Raw genomic sequence first — 20,918 nt, 5'->3', positions numbered from 1 at the left:
AATGCAATGAAAATACCATATAATTGGTTAAAAGATTATGCAGAAATAAATGTTGATGCATATGAATTAGCAGATAAATTAACTCTTTCTGGTTCTCAAGCAGAAGAGGTTATAATGCAGGGAGATACAATTAAGAATGTTGTAACTGGAAAAATTACAAAAATTGAAAAGCATCCTGATGCAGATAGATTAAATGTTTGTCAAGTAAATATTGGAGCTGAAGAAGAAATTCAAATTGTTACAGCTGCTACAAACATGAAGGAACAAGATATAGTACCTGTAGCTCTTCATAAATCAATATTAGCTGATGGTACCGAAATTAAAAAAGGTAAGATGAGAGGCGTAGTATCTAATGGTATGTTCTGTTCTGAAGAAGAATTAGGAATTGCTGGAGATAAACCAGTTCATGGATTAATGATTCTTCCAGAAGATGCACCATTAGGAATGGATATAAAGGAATATTTAAAATTAAATAAAGCAATAATTGATTTTGAAATAACTTCAAATAGACCGGACTGTTTAAGTATTGTTGGTATGGCAAGAGAAGCAGCAGCAACTCTTGGAACATCTTATAAAATGCCTAGCTTCAAATATGAAGTTAAAAATTCAGATAATATCAATGATGAATTAAAAGTTGAAGTTAGAGATGAATTATGTAATAGATATATGTCTAGAGGGGTTAAGAATGTTAAGATAGCTCCATCACCTTCATGGATGCAAGAAAGATTATTAGAAGCTGGAGTTAAACCAATAAATAATATGGTTGATATAACTAACTTTGTAATGCTTGAACTTGGTCAACCAATGCATGCTTTTGATGCAAGAGAAATTGAATCTGGAAAAATAGTTGTGGAAAGAGCTAAAGGCGGTGAAAAGTTCACAACTTTAGATGAAGTAGAAAGAACTTTAGATTCAGAATGCTTATGTATAAAAGATAAAGATAAGACTATTGCTTTAGCTGGTATCATGGGTGGATTAAATTCTGAAATAAAAGAAGATACAACAGAAGTATATTTTGAATCAGCAAATTTTGATGGTACAAACATTAGAGTAAATTCTAAAAAGGTTGGACTAAGAACTGAAAGTTCTTCTAGATTTGAAAAGGATATAGATCCTAATTTAGCAAAGCTTGCTATAGATAGAGCTTGTAGCTTAGTATGTGAGCTTGGTTGCGGAGAAGTTATGGAAGGAACTATCGATGTATACAACAATGTTAAAGAAGAAGGTCACTTAACTGTTGATACTAATTGGATAAATGCTTTCTTAGGAACTGATATATCAAAAGAAGAAATAAAGAAATCTTTAGATTCTTTAGATATAAAGACTGAAATAAATGGGGATATGTTAGAAATTACTACACCTACATTTAGAATTGATTTAACTATTAGAGAAGATATTGCAGAAGAAGTTGCAAGAATTTATGGATATGATAAAATTCCTACAACTGTATTTAGCGTATCTACTGAGAGAGAGCCTAAGTATAAGAAAAATATTTTAGAAGATAAAGTTATTGAAATAATGATAGGAAACGGATTAAATCAATCAATAAGCTACTCATTTGTTTCTCCTAAGGTATTTGACAAAGTTAATATACCAGCAGATAGCCAATTAAGAAATGTTGTTAAGATTAAGAATCCTTTAGGCGAAGATTTTAGTGTGATGAGAACAACAACAATTCCTTCAATGATGGAATGTTTATCTAGAAATTATTCAAGAAATAATGATTATGTTAGATTATTTGAAATTGGTAAAGTATATATTCCAAATGAAGACGAAAATCAAGTTCCAACTGAAAAAAATATATTAACTATAGGTATTTACGGAGATTGTGATTACTTAGATATGAAGGGAATTATTGAAAATCTAGTAGATGGTCTTGGAGTTGAAAAAGCCAAATATGTAAGGGAAAGTGAAAATGCTAGTTACCATCCAGGTAAGACAGCTGCATTATTAGTAAGAAATAAAAAGACTGCAGTTCTTGGAGAAGTGCATCCAGATGTAACTGAAAATTATGGTATAGATATTGATTGCTATATAGCTGAAATAGATTTAGATCAATTATTTGAAGCAGCTAAAATGACAAAATCATATAAAGCATTACCAAAATTCCCAGCTGTAACAAGAGATATAGCATTACTAGTGGATGATTCTGTATTAGTTGCAGATATAGAGGAAGCTATAAGAAAAGCTGGTGGAAATTTAGTTGAAAAAGTTCAATTATTTGATATTTACAAAGGTGAACAAATTCCAGCTGATAAAAAATCAATAGCTTATGCAATAGCATATAGAGATGAAAATAAAACATTAAATGAAAAAGATATTACGAAAGTTCATGATAAGATATTAAAAGCTTTAGAGCATAAGCTAGGTGCTGTGTTAAGATAATATTTAAACAATTATAAAAATCAAAAGCAGATTTAATTTGCTTTTGATTTTTTATTTTATTAGGTGATAATTTTAATCAGTAATTTTTATAAAACATTTTTTTATATAACCAATAGGGTGATATGATACTTTAGATTTTCGTAGTCCTAAATCACCACAGTCTTCTTGTCTATTTACATATAAAGTATCACTAAAATACATATCTAAAAATGTTCTATTTAAAAAAGAATAAATACCTTTAAAAGAAATATCACAGCGCTCAATGTGGATTATAGCTGTATCACCATATTTTTCTCCAATAGAAAAGCCTGCAAGAGTATCATTAACATAAATTGTTATGGATTTTAAATCTAATTTTTGAAAGTTTATTAATACATCCCTAATGACATCGTATTCTATTTTTAGTTCAGTACAGAGAGAGTTTTTTGATTTTTCCCATTTTTTTATTAAGTCTAAGCAGTCGTTGATTATTTTAGGGCTATTTATTTCAGATATTTTGAAAGAATAGTTTTTATTAAAGAAGTTATATAGATTTTTTTTAGCATGATACCTTTTTCCACTTAAGTTAATTAAATCTTTGGTAAGATATATATATTCATAATCTTCCGGTGTATAAACAATTTCAAATTTATGAGCACAATATTTCTTTAAATCATTAATAAAAAAGTTTTCTACATCTCCAAAAAGATAGAGTTCATGGGTGTTATTAGATAAGAAATTAGATTGCGAATTATTATTATTGTTTTTTTTATATGATAGTAATAATTCGATGATTGAATTTAGTTTATTGGGAGTGTAATTATATGGAATCATAAAAAAATCGCCATAATATTCTTCACTTTTCTTAACAATTAAGGTATTATCTATTATAGCAAAAGTGGTTTTTGATAAATTTCTCCATAAATATAATGAAGCAAAAGTGTATTCATATGAAGAAAAGTTACTTTTATAACAATAATCATTAAATGTTTCTTTATCTTGGAGAGTTAAGGTATGGAATATATCCAAGATATCATCTCCTTTGTAAAAAATAAGCCATATATTATATTTTATTAAAAAAAGATAATACGGTTAATTGAAAAGAACTTTTATAGAAAAAATCCTATGTCTAATAAGAATTTATCAAGACATAGGATTACCAAAAGCTAATATTTGAATTTTATTAATACTTCTTTAATTTCACCTTTAGAATTTTTTCTTATGCTAAAGTTTTTAATATCGCTAAATTCATGATTTAGCTGATATGTTAATTCATTGATTGTTGCTTTACATTTTTTTGAAAGTTCATTATCTTCAATAATTTCAAATCTTGATTTTTTACAAGTAGTTTCGTTTTGCTCATCATCAATTATTACATAATAATCAGAACTTTCTTCTAATACATAGTATTCTTTATTTAAAGTTAAAGTAGAACACAAATCATTATTTATACATTTTAATAACATTTTACCATACCTCCCTTTATAAATTACATTATACATTTATTTAATAAATGTTAAAATTGTAAGAATATATAAAAATATAATTATTTTCGTATATTTAATTAATTTTTTAATAATTTAATTTTTGCAACACTGTATAAAATCTTGTATAATTTATATGAATTTATTAGAACTAATGAAGTACTTATATAAATAAGGGAGATAAAAATGAGTAAATTTAAAAATAATAAACTGATAGAAAAATGTAATCAATTAAATAAAGCTATAGAGATAGTTGGTGGAAAAGAGTTTTTAAATACGAAAATAACAGATGATATTGATATGGCAGAATACATAATAAGCAGTGTTTTTGAAGGAGAAGAAGTGAAGTTTAATTTTGCTGGTGAGGAGTATAGTATTCCTGCATTATTTAAAGCAAAGCTTGAATATGAAAAAAATTTTCTAAGAAATAAAGGTAAGGCAATTGATTCAATCGTATACAAGATAAAAAAATATGATACAAGCTTAGATTCGGAAATAAGAAAATATAAGAAAAGCAGTGGAATTGAAGAATATAATAAAATATATGATATAGTAGAAAAGAGATATAGAAGAGATATCAATATGTTAGTATTAAATTCTATGGATAGTAACCTAGTAGAGAAGCTTTCAGCAGAAGAAGAGGATAAATACTATGGAGAGTATCTTACTCAAAAGAAAAAACAAATAATATATGGCGTATTTAGCAAAATGGGTATAGTTTAATCTATGCCCATTTTTAATGTTAATTAAACGCCTTCGTTTTTAAAGGATGGTACAAAATCTGTGGTGTTGGCTCCTTCTCCTTGAATAAAGCCATTTTTTACACCAATGGACAATGCATAATCTATGATAGAATCGTAATGTTTAGGATTTAATTTGCTGTTTATCTTTGGATATTTATAAGCATTATGCATAGGTACATATTGATTCATTAATGAGATATAGATATCATCATGAAATGTATTGTATAAAAGGTCAATAACTTTCTTAGAATCAAATAAAAGTCCAGGTAATAATAAGTGACGTACAATTACACCTTTTTGTATTATTCCATTATCATTAAAGGAAGGAGCACCTACTTGACGTACCATTTCCTTAATTACATTTAAAGCATTTTCACGGTAGTTGTTAATTTTTGAATATGCTAAAGCATATTTATCATCAAAATATTTAAAATCTGGTAGATAAACATCCACAAGTCCATCAAGAGCTTTAATAGTTTCTAAAGAGTCTATTGAATTAGTATTATATAGTATTGGTAAAGTTAAATTATTATTTCTTGCAATTTTAATGGATTTAATGATTTGAGGTACATAATGAGTAGGAGTAACTAGATTTATATTGTTAGCACCTTGTTTTTCAAGTTCTAGGAATATTGCAGCCAATCTTTCAATGGAAATGGTTTTACCGTTGAATTCTTGTGATATGCAATGGTTTTGGCAAAATACACATTTAAGATTGCAATGAGAAAAGAAAACAGTTCCTGAGCCATTTTTGCCAGAAACACAGGGTTCCTCCCAAAAGTGTAATTGAGCCCTGGCTACTTTTAAATGATTATCTGCTTGGCATACACCAAGATTTATATCTCTGTCAACATTACAATTTCTTATACATAAGTTGCATTTTTTTGTTTCTAAATTTATTATCAATTTTAAACACCTCATAAAAGTATATCTTTTATTAAGATTCTATCAAATTTAAATATATTTTCAATAAATTTAAAATAACTAATATAAAAATAGACAATATATGTGGCAGAATATAGTTATTCAAAGATAAATATGATATAATATCAGTAATTATAATATAATTTAGAGGTGTATTAAATGAATACTGTAACAGTTAAAATAAATGGGATGGAGTATAATTTAAAGGGAAAAGAAGATGATGAATATTTACTAAAGGTTTCAGAATATGTTGATGGTAAATTTAAAGAAGTATCAAGTAATAATAACAAATTAAGCATTAGTTCAGTTGCAGTATTAAGTGCATTAAATATAGCAGATGAACTTTTTAAATGTAATAATGAAGTTGAGGATTTACTTAAGGAAAAAAATTCTTTAGAAGAAAGAAACCTAACTTTAAAGGAAAGAATACGAGAAATAAAGCAGGAAGTTGAAGAAACTATTAAAAATAAAAATCAAGAAATGGCTTCTTTAAAAGAGATGTTGTACTCAATGGAGCAAAAGTCAAGAGAAGCTGAAATTTTAAATGATAAGGTTGCTGATTTAACTGAAGAGTTAGAAGAAAAGAGCAAATTAGAAGAATTAGTAGTGCTATTAAAGGAAAATATGGCAGTTTTAAAAAAGGAAAATGAAAATTTAGTCAAGAAAATTGAAGTACTAGAATCAAATCTTACATCTTCAGATGAAAATAATAAAAAACTAAGCATGAGCCTTCTAAATACACAAGATGAATTTTTAAAGGAAAAGAAGGAAAATAAAAAATTAAATGCGAAAATATTTGAATTAAATGAAGATATAGCTAATAAAGTTTCACTTGAAGAGTATAATAATGTATTGGATAGTTATAATGCTTTAAAGGAAAACGTTGAACAAATATCGGTGGAAAAAAGTGGAATTGAAAACATGTTAGAAGAGTTTAAAATAAATATAAATTATATTGAACTTGAAAATAAAAACCTAAAGGATAGCGAAAATGTATTAAAAGAAGTTATTTCATCAAAAGAAGATGAAATTGAGGAATATAAGAGTAAAGCATCTGTAGATGAAGAAGAGGCTAAAATTTTGAAAGATAAGATACTTGAACTTGAAGCTGTAATTGCTAAGGGAAAAGAGCAAAGAAAGGCTTTATTAAATAGGGATAAAGCTATAAAATTCCAATTACAAAACTTTAAATATAAGGTTTTAGATTTAGAGAAAAAGCTTATTGATCTACAAGTTGAATTGGCAGTGGAAAGAAGAAAAGCAAATCCATTATTAAAATAGAGTCTGTTCAGAGTGGAACAGGCTTTTAACATAAGATGAAGAATATACAAAAAAAGGAGACGTAAAAATGGAAAAGGTGGAAATACTTGCACCAGCAGGTACCATGGAAAGTTTGGTTGCAGCAATAAATAAAGGCGCTGATGCAGTATATTTAGGAGGAAATAAATTTTCGGCAAGAGCATATGCATCTAACTTCGATAATGACAATATGTTAAAAGCTGTTGATTATGCTCATAGCTATGATGTGAAAATATACGTAACATTAAACACAATTTTAAAAGAAAATGAAATTGAAGAAGCAGTAAGATATGTAGGATATCTATATGAAATTGGTGTTGATGCCTTAATTATTCAAGATTTAGGTTTATTAAAAAGAATTAAAGAAGAGTTCCCATTGATGGAAGTGCATGCATCTACTCAAATGACTATACATAATGGTGAAGCAGCAGTATATTTTAAAGATAAGGGGTTTCACAGAATAGTATTATCACGTGAGATGACATTAGAGGAAATAAAGTATATATCTAAGGATTTAGCTATTGAAACAGAAATGTTTGTTCATGGAGCTATTTGTGTGGCATATTCAGGACAATGCTTAATGAGTTCTATGATTGGTGGAAGAAGTGGAAATAGAGGAAGATGTGCTCAGCCATGTAGAATGGAATATACTTTAAAAGGGGAACACAGTGGGGAAACAAAAGGACATTTATTAAGTCCTAAAGATATGTGTACTATTGAAGATGTAGAAGACATTGTAGATACAGGAGTATACTCTTTAAAGATAGAAGGTAGAATGAAGAGAGCTGAATATGTTGCTGGAGTGGTAGATAACTATAAAAAGGCTGTAGATAAAGTATTATATAATAATAAATATGATGATCAAGCTGGAAAGAGGCAACTTTTACAATTATTTAATAGAAGTGGATTCACTAATGCATATTTAAAGAAAAATACTGGTAAAGATATGATGAGTTTTAATTCACCCAAAAACTCAGGAATATCACTGGGAGTAGTTGATAAAAATGGTGATATAGTAATAAAAGAAGATTTAAATGTAGGTGATGGTATCAGATATAGAGATAAAGGATTTACATTAAGTAAGATACTATATAAAGGTAATGAAGTAAAGAGTGCTAAAAGAGGTGATAAAGTAAAACTTTATCCAATTGATTATAAAAAAGGTGATGAACTATTTAAGAGTCTTAATAAACAATTATTTGATGAACTTGAAGAATACTTAAAGTCATACACTAAAAAGATTGCTTTAAATGCTATAGTAGATTTTTCTGTAGATAAACCTGTAACTATCAGAATAAATTATAAAGGAAATTTTTATGAAGTACAGGGAGAAGTAGTTCAAAAAGCAGAAAAGAGACCATTAGATCAGGAAAGAATTAAAGAAGCTTTAAAGAAATCAGGGGATGTTGCTTTTAAAATTGAAAATATAGAATTTGAAAACTTTGAAGATGGATTTATGAGAGTTTCTGACTTAAATAATTTAAGAAGAGATATAATTGAGAAAATAACAAAAGAAGTATGTAGAAAACATAGAAGAAAGATACCAGCTAAAGGAGAGAAGCATAAACCATCTTATGAAAAGACAAAAGTTGACGTTATTTGTAGCTGTATAACAAAAGAGCAAGTTGAAGCATTAGTAGAAATGAAGTGTCAAAATATAGCTGTAGATTTATTTAGCAGGGAAAGAAATTCCATTAAGAAGAAAGATTTAATTGAACTAGCTGAAAAATATAGAGATATTAATTTTTATCTTAAGACTTCTACAATTGTTAAAGGAGAATTTAAGAAGGTGGTTAAGACTATTGAAGAAGTTTCTTCTTATATCAAGGGTATTATAACATCTAATGTTGGTATAATAAGTGAGTTTAAAGATAAATTGTACATCATTGGTGATTATAAATTAAATATAGTTAACTCACAATCTTTAGCTTTCTATCAGGAAGATGTGGATGTTCCTACTTTAAGTTTAGAACTTAATAGAGTAGAAATCAAAAATCTAATGAAGAATGCTAATGGAAACGCTGGAGTGGTTGTGTATGGTAAGCCAGAGCTTATGATTAGTGAATACTGTCCAATTGGAAGTACATTTGGTGGAAGAACTAAGGATAGCGGATGTAATGGAATATGCTCAAAAGATAAGTTCAAATTAATAGATAGAGTAAATGAAGAGCTTAGGGTAATGACAGATTTATATTGTAGAAGTTATATTTTAAATCCAGTACCTTTAAATATAATTGATGAAATTGAAGAGTTAAAAGGATTTGGTATAACTACTTTCAGATTTGATTTTAGAGATGAAACATATAAAGAAGTTAAGAATGTAATATCAATATTAAAAAATGGTGATGATTTTGATAGTAAAGAATATACTAAAGGACATTATAGAAGAGGAGTAGAATAAAATTTATATGGTTATAATAGCAATTGTAGTTTTACTTGCAGTTTTTATTTATGGAATATTAGAAATGAATAAAAGTAGCAAAAAAATAAGTAAAGACAAAATTAGAGAATTAACCACTGCAGAGAAAAATGCTGCAGTGGGCATAGTAAAGAGTTATTGGAGAGTATCAATGATTTTATTAGCAATAATAATTGGATTTATCGTTATTATGATTTCACAGATTATTGGTAAAACAGTTATATATAGTAATGCAGTAAGCGTTATAACAATGGTATATTCTTTGATAGCTTATGTTATTATTACAATTAATAAGAAAAAAATGGAAAATGAATTTAATAAAATTATGAAATAGCAAGAGGGAGAGAGTGATGAAAGAAAGAACTCTAAGAATTTTAGAATTTAATAAAATTAAAGATAAAGTTGAAAAATATGCAATTACCTCAAGCGGAAAAGAAATGGTACATTCTCTAAAACCTTGTAAATCAATTTATGAGGTTGAAAAGAAACTTGAAGAAACAAATGAGGCATTGGAATTATTAATTACTAAAGGTGCACCTCCTTTTGAAGGATTATATGATACGAGAGAGGCCATTGAAAGAGCAGGAAAGGGAGGAGTTCTTACACCTGAGCAATTATTAAAGATTGGTGGTATGCTTAGAGTTTCACGCAGGTTTAAAGAATACATGAATAGGAAAGATGATGAAATTGCATATAAGAACTTAGAGGATTTAGCTTATATATTAACTCCTGTAAAATCTCTTGAAAATGATATTGAAACAGCAATAATATCTGAGGAAGAAATAAGTGATAAGGCAAGTGCCACACTTTATAATATAAGACGAAGCTTAAAAGAGAAAAATTCTTCTGTTAGAGAAAAGATAAATTCTATTGTAAGATCTAATTCTAAGTATTTACAAGATGCAATTTATACTATGAGAGGTGAAAGGTATGTACTTCCAGTTAAGGCTGAATATAAAGGTGCTGTTCAGGGACTTGTACATGACCAAAGTTCTACAGGAGCTACGTTGTTTATAGAACCACTGAGCCTTGTTAATCTAAATAATGAAATAAAAGAGTTAATGTTAAAAGAAAAAGCAGAAATTGAAAGAATTTTAACAGCATTGTCAGCAAAGGTTACAGAACATATAAATGAATGCGTAAATAATTCAAAGATATTAACAGAGCTAGATTTTATTTTTGCAAAAGGTAAATATGCTTCTGCTATAAATGCATTAAAGCCTAATGTTTCAAAGGATAGAAGTTTCGAAATATTTGGTGCTAAGCATCCACTGATCAATCCTAAGGAAGTAGTACCATCAGATGTATTTCTAGGTAGGGATTTTACCACATTAATGATTACAGGGCCTAATACAGGGGGAAAAACAGTAACATTAAAGACGGTAGGGCTTCTGCATTTAATGGCTTTAAGTGGCCTTTTAATTCCTGCAAAAGATGGATCTACCATAGGATTTTTTAAAGAAATATACGCTGATATTGGTGATGAACAAAGTATAGAGCAATCATTATCAACTTTCTCATCTCATATGACTAATATAGTTTCTATATTAGAAAAGGCTGATAGAGATTCACTGATAATTATTGATGAGTTAGGTTCAGGAACAGATCCGGCTGAAGGAGCTGCTTTAGCAATTTCAATTATTGAAGAGCTAAACAGTAGAGATTCAAGAGTTATGGTCACAACTCACTATAGTGAGTTAAAAGGATATGCTCTAAATACTGAAGGTGTGGAAAATGCATCAGTAGAATTTGATGTTGAAACATTAAGACCAACTTATAGACTACTTATAGGAATACCAGGAAAGTCTAATGCCTTTGAAATATCAAGACGATTAGGTTTAAATGATGATGTAATATTTAAAGCAAAGGAATATATGTCAAAGGATAATCTTCAATTTGAAGATCTTATAAGAGACTTACAAGAAAAAAGTATTATTGCTAATAATAATGCTCGAGAAGCAAGGATTTTAAAGGAACAGGCAGAAAAGTTAAAGATAGAATATGATCAAAAACTTGCTAATATAAATAAAGTACGGGAAAAAGCTTATGAGGAAGCTAGGCAAGAAGCTAAAAATATCATAAGTAATGCTAAGGATGAAGCAGATGAAATTGTAAAAGCTATTCGAGAACTAGAAAGAATGGGTATAGCTGAAGGTGGAAGAAATAGACTTGAAGAAGAAAGAAAGAAGCTTAAGGATAGTCTTGAAGCTAAGGAAGCTGCACTAAGAATTGCTAGAGAAGAAAAAGGTGAGGCAATAACAAAGGTTACATTAGGTATGGAAGCTATGTTACCTTCTTTAAATCAAAGGGTAGTCATTATATCTATGCCTGATAATAAAGGTGAAGTTCAAGTTGAAGCAGGGATTATGAAGATAAATGTTAAGCTTAAGGACCTAAGAAAAGTTGATGATGTACCTGTTAAAAAGGAAAAGAAAAAGAGAGAACTTAAATTAAATACTAAATCTATTGAAAGTAGAATTGATTTAAGGGGAATGGATTCAGAAGAAGCTTGTTATAGAACAGACAAATATCTAGATGAAGCCTATATGTGTAATTTAGGTGAAGTTACAGTAGTACATGGAAAAGGTACTGGTGTTTTAAGAAAAGCAATTAACGATATGTTAAAAAGACACCCACATGTTAAATCATATAGACTTGGTGTATATGGCGAAGGTGGAGACGGAGTTACAATTGTTGAATTAAAATAATATAAATTATTTAAAAGGCCTCTCTACTATGCTATAATTATGCATAGTAGGGAGGTCTTAGCTATGTATTTGATAAGTGCATGTTTATGTGGAGTTAACTGTAAATATGATGGTGCAAACAATTATAATGAAAAATGCAATGAATTATTTATCAGTGGGAAAGCAATATTAATATGTCCAGAACAATTAGGGGGACTTACTACGCCAAGAGTGCCAAGTGAACTTCAGGCAAAGGCAAAAGATATTCTGGAAGGCAATGGTAAAATTGTTACCAAAGAAGGAATGGATGTCACAAAGCAATTTATTAAAGGGGCAAAGGAAGTGGTGGAAATTGCAAAAAAGCTTTCTATTTCAACAGCTATATTAAAAGAGAGAAGCCCGTCTTGTGGAGTTAATTTTGTATATGATGGAAGTTTTAATGGAAATAAAGTTAAAGGAAAAGGCATTACTGCCGAAATGCTAAATGAAATAGGAATTAAGACACTAAGTGAAAAAGATTTGGAGGTACAGGGTTTAAATGTTTGATTTTTTTAAGAAAAAAAAGAAAAAAGAAAATGTTAAAATAGATGAGCAATTGAAAGCAAAGGATATTTCTGAAGCAGAGAAATCTAGTGAAAATAGCGAAAAATATATGTATGATTTTAAGGTTGCAAATACAGATTTTTATGAAAGTATTTCAGAGAAGAGTGAACAAAATTCATATATTGAAGTAAAGGAAAAAAGCTATACAGAAGAAGAAATTCATAAAATAATTGTACAGCAAATTTTAAGAGTAATAGATAGTGGCCAAGACTTTAATTCTATGCAAAGCGCTGCAGAAGAGGCTTGTAAAATTATCGGTAAAGAACATATTCAACTGATAAGCACATATATAAAAGATAAAGTATCAAAACCTACATATATGAAAGGAAAATTTGATGAATTAGGTCAATGGCCAATAGCTGTTGAAAATTCAGTATTATCGATTTTATATAGTTTTAAAGAAGATGGTGTAGATGAGTTACTAAAAATTGTTGATAATGGAGGTAACTCTTGTTTAAAAGCAATTAATTTATTATGTAAACTTGCAGGTAAAGGAATAGAAATAGAAAAGATAGTTGATTCATTAATTTATTTAATGAAGTCATTTAATGAAGAAGATAAGTATAAAGTTTTAGGATATTTTTCACAAATTAAGGGTTATGGAAAAATAGAGAGACTATATGAATTATATTATAAAAAGTTTATTTTAGAAGGTAATTTAGATGCTGCTTATGATATAATATTAAACTTAATAAATATTAGAGAAAGATACACAAGAGAACAGCTTATATTTATAAAGGCACTAGCATTATTTGATAGTGAATTAGATATGGAGATGATTTTAAAGGGTGAAAATGGAAGAGTTAGCTTTGAAAATATTGATGAGAAACTAAGAATTAAAGCAGCTATAAGTTTCTATTCACTAAACAAAATGGATAGTGAAATAAATGATAGATTATATTATTTAAAAAATAACTCTTTAGATTCTGAACTTAGAGCTTTTTTAAGTGAAACATTAGAATAATAATAAAGGATTAAGTGAAATGAATCACTTAATCCTTTATTATTTTATTCAACAGTAACTGATTTAGCTAAATTTCTTGGTTTATCAACATCACAACCTTTAAGTTTTGCAATATAGTAGGATAATAATTGAAGAGGTATTACACTTAAGAGAGGAGTTAATAAATCAATAGTCTTTGGAATATATATGACATCATCTGTGATGTTTTTTGCAGATTCATCACCATCATTAACAATGGCAAGAATATTACCACCTCTAGTGGTTACTTCTTTTACATTACTAATCATTTTATCTTTTAATCTTTCTTGAGTTAATAAGGTAATAACAGAAGTACCCTTTTCAATTAAGGCAATTGGTCCATGTTTAAGTTCGCCACCAGCATATGCTTCAGAATTAATATAAGAAATTTCTTTAAGCTTTAAGGAGCCTTCAAGAGCTACAGCGAAATCTAATCCACGTCCTAGGAAAAACAAATCTTTTTGATTAAAATGATAAGATGCATATTTTTGAATATTATCTTTATTTTTTAATAATTCATTAATCTTATTAGGAATAGCTATAAGTTCCTTCTTAATGGATTCTATTTCTGATGAAGCTAAAGTTCCTTTCACTTCTGCAAAGTGTAATGCTAATATATAGAATGCTACTAGCTGAGTTATATAAGCTTTGGTAGAAGCCACAGCAATTTCAGGCCCAGCTAAGGTGTAAAATACATCATCAGCTTCTCTTGCAACAGAAGAACCTACTACATTTGTAATGGCAAGAACTTTGGCTCCTTGTTTTTTAGATACTCTAAGAACGGCTAAAGTATCAGCTGTTTCGCCAGATTGAGATACTACAATTACTAAAGTTTTATCTGTAATTATAGGCTCTCTATATCTAAATTCTGAGGCAATATCAGTTTCAACAGATATATTTGCAAGTTTTTCTATAGCGTATTTACCTACAAGGCCAGCATGATAGGCTGTTCCGCAAGCAACAATATATATTTTATCAAATTTATCTAAGTCATTTTTTGTAAATTTAATGTTATCAAAAGAAATCTCTTTATTTAAGATAATTTTACCAGCTAAAGTATCTCTGACAGCTTTTGGTTGTTCATGAATTTCTTTTAGCATGAAATCTTCATAACCACCTTTTTCAGCAGCATCAACATTCCATGTTACATGGAAAATTTCTTTTTTGATAATTTCTTTGTTTCTAGTACGTATATCGACACCATCTTTTGTTAATATTACAAATTCATTGTCATTTAGTAAATATACATCTTTAGTATGACTTAAAACAGCAGGAATATCTGAGGCTATAAAGTATTCATTCTGTCCAATGCCTACGATTAAAGGACTATCCTTCTTTACAGCTATAAGTTTATCAGGTTCATTCTTACTTATAACTCCAATGGCAAAACTTCCTTCAAGTTTGGCTGTAGCTTTAATAACTGAATCTAATAAATCACCATTATAATAATAATCAATTAAATTTGGAATAACTTCAGTATCAGTTTCGGAATAAAAGTTATATCCTTTTAAAATTAACCATTCTCTTAGCTTTAAGTAGTTTTCGATGATACCATTATGAACTACGCTAAAAGTTATCTTTTCGTTAGAATGAGGATGAGCATTTACATCAGAAGGCTCACCATGAGTAGCCCATCTTGTATGTCCAATTCCAACTGTTCCTTTAATAGGATTAGCATTTAAACTTTGGGCTAAATTAAGTAATCTTCCTTTAAATTTACGAACTTCAATTTTATCATTTAAGATTGCTACTCCAGCAGAGTCGTAGCCTCTATATTCTAATTTATTAAGTCCTTCTAATAGTATATCAGATGCTTGGTTATATCCTATATAGCCAACAATTCCACACATATTATTCTTCCTTTCAAAAATATATTTTAGCTTTGGGAAAATAAGGTGCATTCACTTCTAAATATTGTATAATGAATTATTTTAACATTATCTAAAAAATAAATCTACTTTATTAATATAAGTATATAAATAATATATTGATATTGATACAAGGTAATACAAGATAACCTAAAATATTGATGATATTTTAGGTTATCTATATTCAAATATTTAAAATTTTTATATTTTCTACAGTAGGATCTTCAGTACCTTGAACATAGAGATTTGCTTTCTTTAAATCGTTAACATAATCTATTATGTGGGAGGTAATGATTTCACCAGGACAAAGTAGCGGAATTCCAGGGGGATATGCAAGTAAGAATTCGCCAGAAATTTTTCCAAGACTTTCGGAAAGTGGTACTGATTTTTTATCAGCATAAAATGCTTCACGAGGGTTAATAATTTTGGTAGGAATAGGGGGAATATCTAAGAAATCAGCAATAGGTTTGTTTACCCCATAGTATTCTTTGGATATTTCTTTTAAAGCTGTAAGTAATCTATCCATACCTTCTTTTGTATCACCAAAAGAACCAACAGCAAGCACATTATAAAAATCAGATAGTTCCATCTGAATAGCATATTTTTCATAAAGTATCATATCTAGTTGAAATCCAGTGATTCCCAAATTCCTACAACAAATAGTTATTTTAGTAGGATCAAAGGCAAATGAACCGGGTTTTCCAAGAATTTCTTTGCCAAAACAATAGAATCCTGGTATTTTATTAATTTCATTTCTAGTATAGTTAGCTAATTCAATGGCTTTATTTAATAAATTTTCACCATGTAATGCTATTTGCCTACGAGCGCAATCTAAAGATGCCATGAGGATATAGCTAGGAGAAGTAGTTTGTAAAAGATTAAGATTTCTTTGTACTCTATTAGGATTTATAAATTTGCTTTTTATATGTATTAATGATGCTTGAGTAAGAGAACCAATAATCTTATGAGTGCTTTGTGAACAAATATCTGCACCAGCTTCTAAGGCTGACATAGGCAATTTTCTTGAAAATGCTAAATGAGGTCCATGGGCTTCATCAACAATTAAAGGGATATGGTAGCTATGAACTATTTCAGCAATTTTTTTAATGTCTGTGGCTACTCCATAATATGTTGGATTAATTAAAAGCAATGCTTTTGCATCTGGATTATCTTTTAAAGTTTTTTCAACAGTTTTTGGTGATACACCATGGGCTATCCCTAATTTTTTATCTAATTCAGGTTGCATGAAGATTGGAATAGCACCACTTAAGATAATGCCACTGGTAACTGATTTATGAACATTTCTTGGAACTATTATTTTGTCACCATCAGATACCACTGACATGATCATAGCTTGTATTGCGCCAGATGTTCCATGAATTGAAAAGAATGAAGCATCAGCACCATAAGCATCAGCTGTAAGTATTTGGGCTTTTTTTATTGGTCCTGTTGGATGATGGAGGCTATCTACTAATTTAAAGACTGTTACATCAATTTTAAATGGATTTTCCCCAATGAAATTTTTAAATTCTTCATCTATACCAACGCCTTTTTTATGTCCAGGTACATGAAAAGGTAATGTATCTCTATTTACATACTCCATCAATGCATTAAATAAGGGAGTTTCATTTTGATCAAAGTTATACAAAAAATACACCTTCTTTCAAGTTATTGACAAATTTTTCTTAGAATGAAAATATAGATACTTTATAAAGATAGTATATGCAGAATTGTAACTTTACTACATGTTATTTTAATCAAATGCTGGTATAAAAAATAATAATGCATAAAAATAATTAAAATTGAGAATAATTACTTAAGAAAGTAATTAAGGAGGTATATATCGTGTCAGTAATCGAATTAAATAAACGAGATGGCAGTGTTGCTAAAAGTGCGAAAAAATGTCGTAAGAGAGGCAAAATACCAGGAATATTATATGGAAAGAATATTAATAACTTTATGTTTGAAATTGGAGAAATGGATTTAGTTGACGAAATTACTGCCAATGGTCAATATGGGGTTATGAATGTCAATTATAATGGCAAAGAACATAAAGCATTAATAAAAGAGATGCAGAGAGATCCTGCAACAAATAAAATAATACACTTAGATTTAGAAGAGGTATCTGCTGGAGAAAAAGTTATATCTACGGTACCAATTCATTATATTGGAGAAGAATATATAAATAAAAAAGGGATTGTTTTACAAAAAGAAAAGGATAGTGTTAAAGTTGAAGGAAATGTAGATTCTTTACCTAAATATTTAAATATCAATATTGGTACTGGTACAGTAGGCGATGTTTATAAATTTGGAGATTTGGAAATAGGCTCTGAAATTTCAATAGTGGATGATTTAAATTCAGTTATTGCGTCAGTAATTTATGAAAGAAAGAGAGTGGCTGATGATATGGAAATGGCAGCTGAAGAGAATGAAAGTTAAAATATCTTTTTAAAATATAAATTTTAAAGAATAAAATATTGATTTTTATTAAGCTACAAGTAATAATATACATGTAGCTTTTTTTTATATGATTAAAAATATTTTATAGTATAAGATGTAAGTTTAATGACTTAATTTAGGAGGTATGAGTATGATATACAAAGAGAAATTTAATGAGTGGTTAAATTCAGCAGTTGTAGCTGAAGAAGTTAAAGAAGAATTAAGGTCAATCAAGGATGAAAAAGAATTAGAAGACAGATTTTACAAAGATTTAGATTTTGGAACAGGCGGACTTAGAGGAGTTATAGGTTTTGGGTCTAATAGAATGAATGTATATACAGTATCAAAAGCAACTCAAGGTTTTGCTAATTATTTAAATAAAAGTTTTGAAGAGCCATCTGTGGCCATTGCATATGATTCAAGAAATATGTCAAAGGAATTTGCTGAAGCAGCTGCTTTAACTTTATGCAGCAATGGAGTAAAGGTATTCTTATATGAAAGCTTAAGACCTACACCAATGTTATCTTTTGCAGTTAGACATTTAAATTGTAATGGTGGTATTATGGTAACTGCTTCACATAATCCTAAGATATACAATGGTTACAAGGTTTATGATGAATTTGGTGGACAAGTAACAGATGAAAAAGCAACTATAATAATAAATGAAGTAAATAATATAAAATCTTTTGATGAAATCAAGACTATATCAAAAGAAGAAGCTATAAGGGATAATCTTTTAACTTATGTAGGTGAAGAAGTTGATAAAGCTTACTTAGAACAAGTAAAATCTTTAACAATAAGAAGAGAATTAGTAGAAAAAAATGCTAAGGATTTAAAAGTGATTTATACACCGATTCATGGTACTGGAAATATTCCAGTAAGAAGAGTATTAAAGGAATTAGGTTATGAACAAGTTCAAGTTGTTAAAGAACAAGAGTTACCAGATGGAAATTTCCCAACAGCACCATATCCAAATCCAGAAGATCCACAAGTTTTTGAAATAGCATTAGATATGGCAAAAACTTCAAATCCAGATATAATATTTGGTACAGATCCTGACTGTGATAGAATTGGAGTTGTAGTAAAAGATAGCGAAGGAAATTACAGAGTATTAAATGGAAATCAAACTGGATTATTATTAACTGAATATATTTTATCAGCATTAAAGGAAGAAAATAAGCTTCCTGAAAATGGTGTTGTAATTAAAACTATAGTTACAACAGAAGGAGCTAGAGCTATAGCTACACATTATGGAATAGAAATAATGGATGTTCTTACTGGATTCAAATATATTGGAGAAAAAATAAGAGAATTCCAAGAAGCTGGAGATAGAAAATACTTGTTTGGCTTTGAAGAAAGCTATGGGTACCTAGCAGGAGAATTTGTAAGAGATAAAGATGCAGTAATAGCTTCAATGCTTATTGCTGAAATGACTTTATTCTATAAACAACAAGGAAAGAGCTTATATGATGGATTAATAGATTTATATAATAAATATGGATTCTTTAAAGAAGGTCTTGTTTCAATAGATTTAAAAGGTAAGGAAGGACAAGAAAAGATTGCTAAATGTATCGATGAATTAAGAAATTCTTCATTACCAGAAGTAAACGGAGTTAAAATTGCTACTAAGCTTGATTATAAATTAAGCAAAGAAGAAAATTTAATTACTGGAACTGAAAGCGTAATTAACTTACCAAAATCAAATGTATTAAAATATATACTTGAAAATGGTTCTTCATTTGTTGTTAGACCTTCAGGTACAGAACCAAAAATGAAAATATACCTTGCAGTTAAAGGCTCAAGTTTAGAAGATGCACAGAAGCAATTAGAAGTATTTAAAGGTAAAGTAATGGATATAGTTAACGAAAAATTAGCATAATTAATTTTAATAAAAGCTACTGATTTTTTTCAGTAGTTTTTTTGTTGTATTAATTCATAAATATATCGCTTTTATTTGAAAGTTTTTCTATAATAATGTATTATGTAATGAGATAATTTGCAAAGGAGTGTTAATAATGGATTATAGGTCGCAAATTAAAGAAAAAATGGGGAAATTGCTATTCTTAGAAATGAATATTGAAGGTTTTAAGGAAAGCATAGGCATTCCAAAATATGTAAAATTCAAAAACAAGGATTTATATCTTCCAATAAGTACAGAATATATAAGTTCTAATATTGAAAATGAAATAAAGATTAAAAATCTTCCAATATATTATTTTATAGAAGGCATGTTCATAGCTTTTGGCTGTGATGAAAATTTAAGGTTTAATGACGATTATGAACTTATATTAGATTATATAAAAGATACTGAAAATTGTATAAGATCTTTAATATCCAAGAATGTTAATGAAGAAAAATATTTAGAGGCTTATATTTTACTTAAGGGTTATTATTATTACTCAAAAGATAATGAAGTGCTTAAGAAGCTACTTTTAGTTGGAGAAAATATTAGAGAAAAGGATAAAGAATTTGGTGAAGTATTATTAGATGATATAGAGTATTGTGAAAAAAATAAAATAAAAATAAATGATTATCATTTATATAAAGCACTTATTTTAAAGGATAATGGTGAATTTGAGAAATCTAAAATAGAATTAAACGAGTATATTAACAAAGGCGGTAATATCACTGAGGAAATAAAAGTTTTAACAAAGGATATTGATAATATTACCAAGTATGAGAAAGCTATTGAGATGCTAAATGAAGTCCCTGAAAAAAGCCTTCAGTTATTATTAGAATTGGTAGAAGAATTCGATAGCAATCCACTTATTTATTATTATATAGGTGTTGCTTTTAGGAGATTGCAAAAATTTGAAGAAGCAATTCATTACTTAAGAGAAAGTATAAAGATTGAAAGTGGAATACTGGAAGTGGTAGTAGAGCTAGGATTAAACTATGCTTGCTTAGGAGAATATGAAGAAGCACTTATATACTTTAAAAAGGCTTTTGAAGCTTCAACAGATGTTGAAATCTGTACAAATATTATTATGTGCTACATAAACTTAAAAGATATGAAGAATGCAAAATTACATCTTGCTATAGCAAAGGAATTAAATTCTGAGGATGAAATTGTAAAAGAAATAGAAAATTTAATAAGTAAATAAAG

15 protein-coding genes and 1 pseudogene are annotated in these 20,918 nt (G+C 28.4%); 11 read left to right on the top strand and 5 right to left on the bottom strand.

The window, feature by feature from the left end; translation table 11 throughout:
• Nucleotides 1-6: 6 nt before the first annotated feature.
• Complete coding sequence (pheT, locus tag BHW04_RS11240; RefSeq protein WP_302699683.1) at nucleotides 7-2,385, top strand: phenylalanine--tRNA ligase subunit beta; 2,379 nt, start codon at nucleotides 7-9, stop codon at nucleotides 2,383-2,385.
• A 72-nt stretch (nucleotides 2,386-2,457) separates the two neighbouring features.
• Here the strand turns inward: pheT and BHW04_RS11235 are convergent, their stop codons facing one another.
• Nucleotides 2,458-3,393, bottom strand: coding sequence for a DUF2156 domain-containing protein (locus tag BHW04_RS11235; RefSeq protein WP_022211144.1), 936 nt, complete (start codon nucleotides 3,391-3,393; stop codon nucleotides 2,458-2,460).
• A 137-nt stretch (nucleotides 3,394-3,530) separates the two neighbouring features.
• Nucleotides 3,531-3,830, bottom strand: coding sequence for a hypothetical protein (locus tag BHW04_RS11230; protein WP_302630631.1), 300 nt, complete (start codon nucleotides 3,828-3,830; stop codon nucleotides 3,531-3,533).
• A gap of 204 nt (nucleotides 3,831-4,034) precedes the next feature.
• Between BHW04_RS11230 and BHW04_RS11225 the strand changes: the two genes are divergently transcribed.
• Nucleotides 4,035-4,571, top strand: a complete 537-nt coding sequence (locus BHW04_RS11225; protein WP_302699680.1) for a hypothetical protein — start codon at nucleotides 4,035-4,037, stop codon at nucleotides 4,569-4,571.
• Between the two features lie 23 nt (nucleotides 4,572-4,594).
• Here BHW04_RS11225 and BHW04_RS11220 read toward each other — a convergent pair whose 3' ends face one another.
• Nucleotides 4,595-5,512: a radical SAM protein gene (locus tag BHW04_RS11220; RefSeq protein ID WP_441294427.1), complete on the bottom strand. Its 918-nt coding sequence runs from the start codon at nucleotides 5,510-5,512 to the stop codon at nucleotides 4,595-4,597.
• A gap of 162 nt (nucleotides 5,513-5,674) precedes the next feature.
• Between BHW04_RS11220 and zapA the strand changes: the two genes are divergently transcribed.
• The 6 genes and pseudogenes from zapA (at nucleotide 5,675) to BHW04_RS11190 (ending at nucleotide 13,487) form a co-directional block, all read left to right on the top strand.
• Nucleotides 5,675-6,796 (top strand): cell division protein ZapA, encoded by a 1,122-nt coding sequence (gene zapA / locus BHW04_RS11215; RefSeq protein WP_302699678.1) that lies wholly within the window; start codon nucleotides 5,675-5,677, stop codon nucleotides 6,794-6,796.
• A 67-nt stretch (nucleotides 6,797-6,863) separates the two neighbouring features.
• Nucleotides 6,864-9,215: a DUF3656 domain-containing U32 family peptidase gene (locus tag BHW04_RS11210; protein WP_302699676.1), complete on the top strand. Its 2,352-nt coding sequence runs from the start codon at nucleotides 6,864-6,866 to the stop codon at nucleotides 9,213-9,215.
• Between the two features lie 7 nt (nucleotides 9,216-9,222).
• On the top strand, nucleotides 9,223-9,567 hold the full coding sequence (locus BHW04_RS11205) for a hypothetical protein (protein ID WP_022211138.1): 345 nt from the start codon (nucleotides 9,223-9,225) through the stop codon (nucleotides 9,565-9,567).
• Between the two features lie 16 nt (nucleotides 9,568-9,583).
• Nucleotides 9,584-11,941 carry an endonuclease MutS2 gene (locus tag BHW04_RS11200; RefSeq protein ID WP_302699674.1) on the top strand — a complete coding sequence of 786 codons (2,358 nt, stop codon included), beginning with the start codon at nucleotides 9,584-9,586 and terminating at the stop codon, nucleotides 11,939-11,941.
• 63 nt (nucleotides 11,942-12,004) lie between these two features.
• Nucleotides 12,005-12,445 (top strand): annotated as a pseudogene (locus BHW04_RS11195) (DUF523 domain-containing protein); the annotation flags it as partial.
• A gap of 13 nt (nucleotides 12,446-12,458) precedes the next feature.
• Nucleotides 12,459-13,487, top strand: coding sequence for a hypothetical protein (locus BHW04_RS11190; protein WP_022211135.1), 1,029 nt, complete (start codon nucleotides 12,459-12,461; stop codon nucleotides 13,485-13,487).
• A 44-nt stretch (nucleotides 13,488-13,531) separates the two neighbouring features.
• Here the strand turns inward: BHW04_RS11190 and glmS are convergent, their stop codons facing one another.
• Nucleotides 13,532-15,355: a glutamine--fructose-6-phosphate transaminase (isomerizing) gene (gene glmS / locus BHW04_RS11185; protein ID WP_022211134.1), complete on the bottom strand. Its 1,824-nt coding sequence runs from the start codon at nucleotides 15,353-15,355 to the stop codon at nucleotides 13,532-13,534.
• A 202-nt stretch (nucleotides 15,356-15,557) separates the two neighbouring features.
• Entirely contained in the window at nucleotides 15,558-17,021 is a 1,464-nt protein-coding gene (locus BHW04_RS11180) for an aminotransferase class I/II-fold pyridoxal phosphate-dependent enzyme (protein WP_022211133.1), read from the bottom strand.
• Between the two features lie 197 nt (nucleotides 17,022-17,218).
• Between BHW04_RS11180 and BHW04_RS11175 the strand changes: the two genes are divergently transcribed.
• From BHW04_RS11175 to BHW04_RS11165, 3 genes are all read left to right on the top strand, one after another.
• On the top strand, nucleotides 17,219-17,812 hold the full coding sequence (locus BHW04_RS11175; RefSeq protein ID WP_302631581.1) for a 50S ribosomal protein L25: 594 nt from the start codon (nucleotides 17,219-17,221) through the stop codon (nucleotides 17,810-17,812).
• Between the two features lie 151 nt (nucleotides 17,813-17,963).
• Nucleotides 17,964-19,691, top strand: coding sequence for a phospho-sugar mutase (locus BHW04_RS11170; protein ID WP_302631582.1), 1,728 nt, complete (start codon nucleotides 17,964-17,966; stop codon nucleotides 19,689-19,691).
• Between the two features lie 136 nt (nucleotides 19,692-19,827).
• Nucleotides 19,828-20,916: a tetratricopeptide repeat protein gene (locus BHW04_RS11165; RefSeq protein ID WP_302699671.1), complete on the top strand. Its 1,089-nt coding sequence runs from the start codon at nucleotides 19,828-19,830 to the stop codon at nucleotides 20,914-20,916.
• The last annotated feature ends 2 nt before the right edge of the window (nucleotides 20,917-20,918 follow it).

It is taken from the genome of Clostridium sp. 29_15 (assembly GCF_001916075.1).
In the GTDB taxonomy this organism is placed as follows: Bacteria; Bacillota; Clostridia; order Clostridiales; family Clostridiaceae; genus Clostridium; species Clostridium lentum.
This window is presented reverse-complemented; position numbering and strand designations above follow the sequence as displayed.